Consider the following 6,335-nt stretch of genomic DNA (forward strand, 5'->3'; position numbering starts at 1 on the left):
TATGACCACTGCCCCAACGTTTCAATTTGTCGAGTCTGATGTCACGCCCAAGGACGTCCGGCTTGCCACCTGGATTTGCTTCTTCGCCTGGACCTTCGCTGTTTATGACTTCGTCCTGTTCGGCAACCTCCTGCCGGTGCTGGCGGTAGATCTGGGCTGGAGCGCGGCCCAGTCCACGGGGATCAATACCTGGGTGACGGCAGGAACTGCACTCGTGGCCTTCGCTATCGGCCCTATCGTCGACCGGATCGGCCGCCGCAAGGGCATCCTGATCGCCGTCGTCGGAGCCGCCGTCGCCTCACTGTTGACCGCCACTGTCGGCTGGGTTGTGGGCCTCGCGGCCGGCCTTGGACTCGTTTTCCTGGTCCTCGTGCGTTCACTGGCCGGCCTCGGCTACGCCGAGCAGGCCATCAACGCGGCGTACCTCAACGAGATGTTTGCCCACCACAGCGATCCCGCCAAGGCCCGCCGGCGCGGTCTCATCTACTCGCTCGTCCAGTCCGGCTGGCCGGTCGGCTCCGTCCTGGCTGCCGGGTCTGTCTACCTGCTGTTCCCCATCGGCGGGTGGGCGCTCTGCTTCGTCGTGGCCGCCCTCCCCGCCGTCTTCATCGTCCTCGCCGGACGCTGGCTCAAGGAGAGTCCTCAATTCGGCCACCGTCACCAGATCGACAAGATGATTAAGGACGGCCGGGTGGAAGAGGCGCAGCAGCTCGGGGCGAAATACGGAATCGACGTCTCGGAGAAGGCGAGTCCGCTCGTCTCGGTCTTCCGTGGAGAGTCGCTGCGATCCACTCTGACGATCGGCGGGGCCTTCCTCCTGAACTGGCTGGGCGTCCTTGCATTCGCGATCCTCGGCACGTCGCTGCTTACGGCACCGGACGGCAAAAACATCGAGTTCGACAACGCCCTGCTGGTCCTCATCATCTCCAACGCCACAGCCTTCGCCGGTTACCTGTTCCACGGCTGGCTGGGTGACCGGATCGGACGCCGCAACGCGATCGGGATCGGCTGGATCCTGTGTGCCGTCTCCTTTTTCATCATGCTCCAGGCGCCGAACGGGAACTTCCCGCTCATCATCGGTCTGTACAGCGCCGGGCTGTTCTTCCTCATCGGCCCCTTCTCCGCACTGCTGTTCTTCACCGGCGAGAGTTTCCCCGTCCACACACGGGCAACTGGCAGCTCCATCATCAACGCCTCCGGCCAGGTTGGAGCGATCATCGGCGGTCTGCTGATCACCGCCGCCCTCGCCGCCGGCGCCGGCTGGATTAACGCCACCCTATGGTGGGGCGTCCTCCCCATCCTGGCCTCCGGCCTGCTCATCTTCGCCGCCCGCAACGTCGACCCCACCAAGGTTCGCAAGGACTGATAAACGCCATCCCGCACACAAAACATCATCCATCCGCACGGCGATAACTCCCTGGCCACGTTCTCGCCGTGCGCGGATGATTCTGTAAGTAAGGTGCAGGTGCACTCAGAAATTGCGCGCATAGGGTTGTTGGTTGCTGAGATAGCAACTATATTGGTCAGTAAGAGGTGGTCCACATCACTTCGTTGAGAACCACTTATCGGCGGCCATCCGGAACTCCAAGGGCAGCCGCACCACCCCATAGCCGCAGCAGCCTGACACTATTAACCAGAAGCTGCCGGCATCTCGTCCAATACGTGCCATAACGGCACGCTCATCCAGGGAGCAACGATGCAACTGGAACCAAACAATCACACCGCCCACTCATCAGCCGCGCAACGACACGAGGTCCCCAAAGCGACGCTACGAAAGGTAACGTCCGCCGCCGTAGCCGGAACCGTCGTTGAATGGTTCGACTTCGCCGTCTACGGATTCATGGCCCCGATCATAGCCATCAAGTTCTTCCCCGAGAGCGACGGAGCAACTGCACTGTTGCAGACCTTCGCCATCTTTGCTGTCGCCTTCGCTCTCCGTCCGATCGGCGGCGCATTCTTTGGAGTTCTCGGCGACAAAATCGGGCGAAAGCGGGTCCTCGCCACCACAGTACTTCTCATGTCTGCGGGCACGGCAGCCATCGGGATATTGCCCGACTACGCCACCATCGGTATCTGGGCGGCCATCCTCCTCACCCTGGCACGCTGCCTCCAGGGCTTCTCGGCCGGCGGAGAATACGCAGGCGCCGTGACCTACGTCATCGAACACTCACCAGCCCATCAACGCTCACGCCACAGCAGCTGGATGCCAGCGGCCACCTTTGCTGCATTCTCCATGGCAGCCCTCCTGTCTTACCTACTCACGGCCGGTCTTTCGCCGGAAGACATGAACAACTGGGGCTGGCGCATTCCATTCCTAATTGCAGCACCGCTGGGACTGGTGGCGTTCTACATCAGGCGGAAGCTGGACGAAAGCCCACTCTTCCAACAGATCCTCGACGAGAAATCGGAGGTCCACGCTCCACTCAGAACCACACTGAAGGTGCAGTGGGGCCCGATGCTACGGCTCGGTTGTTACATCAGCCTCACAGCCGTTTCGTTCTACATCTTCTCCACCTACATGACCACCTTCCTACGTGAAGTCGTCGACATGCCTTCAGACCTGGTACTGATGTCGAATGTCATTGCACTAACCGCGGCTGCCATTATGGCTCCGATCATCGGGCGCATCTGCGACCGGATCGGTAGGCGGCCAACCATGATTGCATCCGCTGTTCTGTTGGGGGGCCTGTCCATTCCGGCATACACGATTGCCGGCGGAGGAAACTTCGGAAGCGCGCTCACGGCGCAACTCCTCCTCGCGCTGGGCGCTGTGACGGCTAACGTGGTCACAGCAGTTCTACTGTCGGAGGTTTTCCCGACCGCAGTGCGCTATACCGCCTCGGCAATCACCTACAACGTCAGCTATGCAATCTTCGGCGGAACGGCTCCATTCGTAGCCACGTTCCTGATCGCGAGTACTGGCAACCAGTTGGCACCGGCCATCTACATTATGGGGATCGCCGTCGTAGCTGTTGTAGCCGCCTTCCTGCTACCTGAGACATATCGGAAGTCGTTCGAGGAGGAGGACCACCGGGCGCCTCTCACAGCAATACGAAACTGAGCGACGCCCATTTTTGAACCACATCAGTCCGGCACTTCCCGAGGGAAGGCAAGTGCCGGGCTGATGTAGTCGTAGTTAGCGGCTGCACGGGCCGTCAGACTCTGCTTCGTAACTGTGGTGATCATGGCATCCTCATGCGGTGTGTTGGGCAGGTTCCTTGCCGCCGCAGCAAGCCGTCAGCGCCCTTATGCAGCTCGATCCACCACGTAAACCTGTCGAAGCGGTATGAGGCTCCGCCGATCGGAACTGAGCCGCTCGTAGTGTTCGAGAGTGGAAATATCCATCCTGGGGCCGATGCCTCGGACCACGCTTGCGTGGCGGGACAGTCCGCTGTTTCCAGCTGCAGTATGAGGTAGCGACGGGTATAGGCGTTCCTCTGTTCGGTTCGCTTGATCTAGAGCTTGCTTTCTCCCTCAGACATGGTGCTCGCTGCTCAACCCCGATGCTGTCGCGTTCATCTCCCAGTGCCACCTCACGGCGATCAGCGTCGTCAGATATTGCCGCATCGAGAGCCCACGGCGTGCGAGGCCGGTCAGCGCTCACAATGGTGCTTGAGGTGCATTCGCACGTCGCAAACATCGGAGACGTCCGTTCCCTGGTCCTCCATCCGGCGTCCACCACGCATAGCCAACTCTCGCCGGAACAGCAGGCCATGGCAGGCGTTACTCCGGGACTGGTTCAGGCGCTAGGCTTCGTCTTTCTTTTCCTCTTTTGAATCAATCTGAAACAGTGCCGTCCACCTCATCCTGTCTCCCACGCGCTCGCCCGTGATGGATACCTCAGATTCAATGAATTCACCCGCGGCGAGCTGATTCTTGGCCTCCTCACGAGCTTCCTTCCAAAGACTCTCTTGATCGTGGGTGTGCCCTTCAGGCCGGTTCAGCGTCACTTGTAGAGGTTTGGGGTACGGGGCGGCTTCGAACTGGGCTTCTTCAATGTTGGTCATTTCGGAAGGATACAGGCCAGGCTTGCGGAGCACTGGTCTTCCCAGCGCCGCGGTCAAGAATGAGCGTTCAGTGGTCCGACCCGGTTGCAGCCCAAGGAGCTTTGCAGCGCATCACACTGATCATGGTGATGGTTCGTTGGGAGATCTGACTTGCTACCGCGGCCTAACGGCAACGCGAGTCTCGATTTGAGTCTTGACCTGACTGTAGACATCAACATTTACGGTGGGGGCAATCCACAGCGAAAGAGCAACCGCGAAGTCGATCCGCTCTCCGGCGAGCCCGCCAGCCTGCTCGTAACACTTCACGCGAACAGTCATACTTGAGCCTTGACCCGACGCGAAGGCGCTGCGGAGCTCCCATGATTGATGCTGAACGGTAGAAGCGCCGCGAGTAGTAGTGTCGGAGGAAAGTCCACTCGGCGTGCCGAGTCTCGGTATTGCTCCTGCCGGCTTGACGAAAGAAAGCGATGCACGGCGGTACTGGCGGTGGCGCCAATTGACAGGTGTTAACCAAGCTAGCGTCGCGTCGATGCGCTTGGCTTCCAAGACGCTTAGCCCAGCGGGAAGAGGAAAGAAAAGCTCCTGCTCCTGTGCAGCACCGATTGATCCGACGAACAGTACGACTGCTTCATTAGTTGCACAGCCGTCGGCATAGTCGCGCTGAACTACTCCATTACCCAGACTCGACTCAAGGGAGAACGGCTCCACGGGAGGGTCGGCAGGGAACGCTGTACCGTGAACCAGAAGTGCTTTGATCGCTGAGGCCCGCTGTCGTCGCGTGATGGTGCTTACCAGCGGTAATTTCTTCGACGATGTCGTGTATCCGGGCCGCTTGGCGCGTGACCAATGCGGCCGCGGGACTGGTCCCGGCGATGAAAATCTCTTTGTTCTGAGTAGGCGTTGCTACACGGATGCCTGGTCCTAAGGCAGAGAGTCCGGTAAACACGATAGTGTCTTGTGCGGATGGTGTGCTGCGGAAGATCACTCGACCACCATTGGCTACCAGGTCTGGCTTGATACTCCGGCGATATCCGCTGCCCGTTGCAGAAATCGGGCTAAGGCTGATTAGCCCATCTGCGGGATCCAAGGCATATCCTCGCGGATCTTGACCTGATGCGTCATCGTGAATAGCGCCGACGCTGAGTGCGTTGACTGATTCTGCTGGCGCTATGGGCCGTCGATTATTCTGGTCACGATGTTGCGCTTCGAGAACGGCACGGCGTCGCTCTCCACCGCTCAGCTCGGCGATCTCGCGAGAGTCTCGAGGGGCCAGACGGAGGCTTGGATTGCCAACCGACACGATGACAAGCACGCCGTATTCATAGCTGAGCCAATCGATGATGCGCGCCCAGGACGAGAGAACAGAATCAAACGGTGATGCCGGATCACCTATCGAAAGGTTTACGACAGCAATGTGTTGTCCTGCTGGCCCGTCGGACCCTCCGCCGTCAGATAGCTCTCGAAAGACACGCCACATCAGGTCGGGGACGAGTTCTGCTCCAGGTAGTTCCTCGCTACGGTCGATTGTTTCGCTCGAGGGTGTGAGGACGGGCCTAACAAGCACGGGCCGTGTCAGGGGAGGCTGATTTCCCCCACGGTCACCCCAAACTGCTGCCGATGTCATCCACGTACCGTGCTTCAGCTCATCCACCGTCGCATTGCTGAGCAAGTCATCGGGGTCGTGCACGATAACGCGATCTTGCAACAGCGGGTGGTTTGCTGCCGGGACTCCGTCCAGGAGACACACCACCGGATCCCCTGACGGCAGCGGCCCATCCTGACCAGCCGAAGAGTCGGTAGGTAGCCCACTGATCGGCAACGCCTGACCAGCCACCCGAAGGTACATAACGTTTGCGGATCGGACCAAATTCACTGCGTCGAAGTTACCCCGAGCGAGCTCGAGCAATACGGACGTCGGCACGGTGCATTTGAGACCGTGATATCCGATCTGTTCGATCACCGCTGAAGTGTTAACTTGGCCTCCGGCCTGTTCGACCAGCGCCGTTACGTCTTGTTGGCTAGCCAAGCGTCGCTGGGGAGATCCTCGGAACCACAGTTCAATCTCAACGGCATGTGGCTGCTCCGTGATACGTCCAGCGAAGTGTTCGTCCCAGTCGAGCATCTTCAAACGATCTTGAGGACCCCATGCTCGCACGTCCTTCAGATGGGTGAACAGTTCTCGCAGTGGCGAGTAGCCATACGGTTGTCGGTGACGGTCGAAAAGTGAGCCATTGTGACGGTTGAAAACTGAGCCACCTGTTCCAAACGATTGGGTGGGTGATCACAGTGGAGGATTGGGCGCTTATTCGGCGGTTGCATCTTGCCGAC

4 protein-coding genes and 1 pseudogene are annotated in these 6,335 nt (G+C 59.6%); 3 read left to right on the top strand and 2 right to left on the bottom strand.

Annotated features, from left to right (window positions below; all coding sequences use genetic code 11):
- The first annotated feature begins 1 nt into the window (after nucleotide 1).
- The 3 genes and pseudogenes from AC4D1W_RS15340 to AC4D1W_RS15350 all read left to right on the top strand — a co-directional run.
- Nucleotides 2-1,366, top strand: a complete 1,365-nt coding sequence (locus AC4D1W_RS15340) for an MFS transporter (protein WP_490899306.1) — start codon at nucleotides 2-4, stop codon at nucleotides 1,364-1,366.
- A gap of 330 nt (nucleotides 1,367-1,696) precedes the next feature.
- Nucleotides 1,697-3,061: an MFS transporter gene (locus AC4D1W_RS15345; protein WP_490899307.1), complete on the top strand. Its 1,365-nt coding sequence runs from the start codon at nucleotides 1,697-1,699 to the stop codon at nucleotides 3,059-3,061.
- A gap of 442 nt (nucleotides 3,062-3,503) precedes the next feature.
- A pseudogene (locus AC4D1W_RS15350) lies at nucleotides 3,504-3,743 on the top strand (PLP-dependent transferase); the annotation flags it as partial.
- 3 nt (nucleotides 3,744-3,746) lie between these two features.
- On the opposite strand, the gene AC4D1W_RS15355 reads toward AC4D1W_RS15350, so the two are convergent.
- Nucleotides 3,747-4,007, bottom strand: a complete 261-nt coding sequence (locus AC4D1W_RS15355; protein ID WP_490899308.1) for a hypothetical protein — start codon at nucleotides 4,005-4,007, stop codon at nucleotides 3,747-3,749.
- Nucleotides 4,008-4,695: 688 nt separating this feature from the next.
- Nucleotides 4,696-5,967, bottom strand: coding sequence for a S8 family peptidase (locus AC4D1W_RS15360; protein WP_490899309.1), 1,272 nt, complete (start codon nucleotides 5,965-5,967; stop codon nucleotides 4,696-4,698).
- Nucleotides 5,968-6,335 lie beyond the last annotated feature (368 nt).

Source organism: Arthrobacter sp. TJ-170, assembly GCF_058269305.1.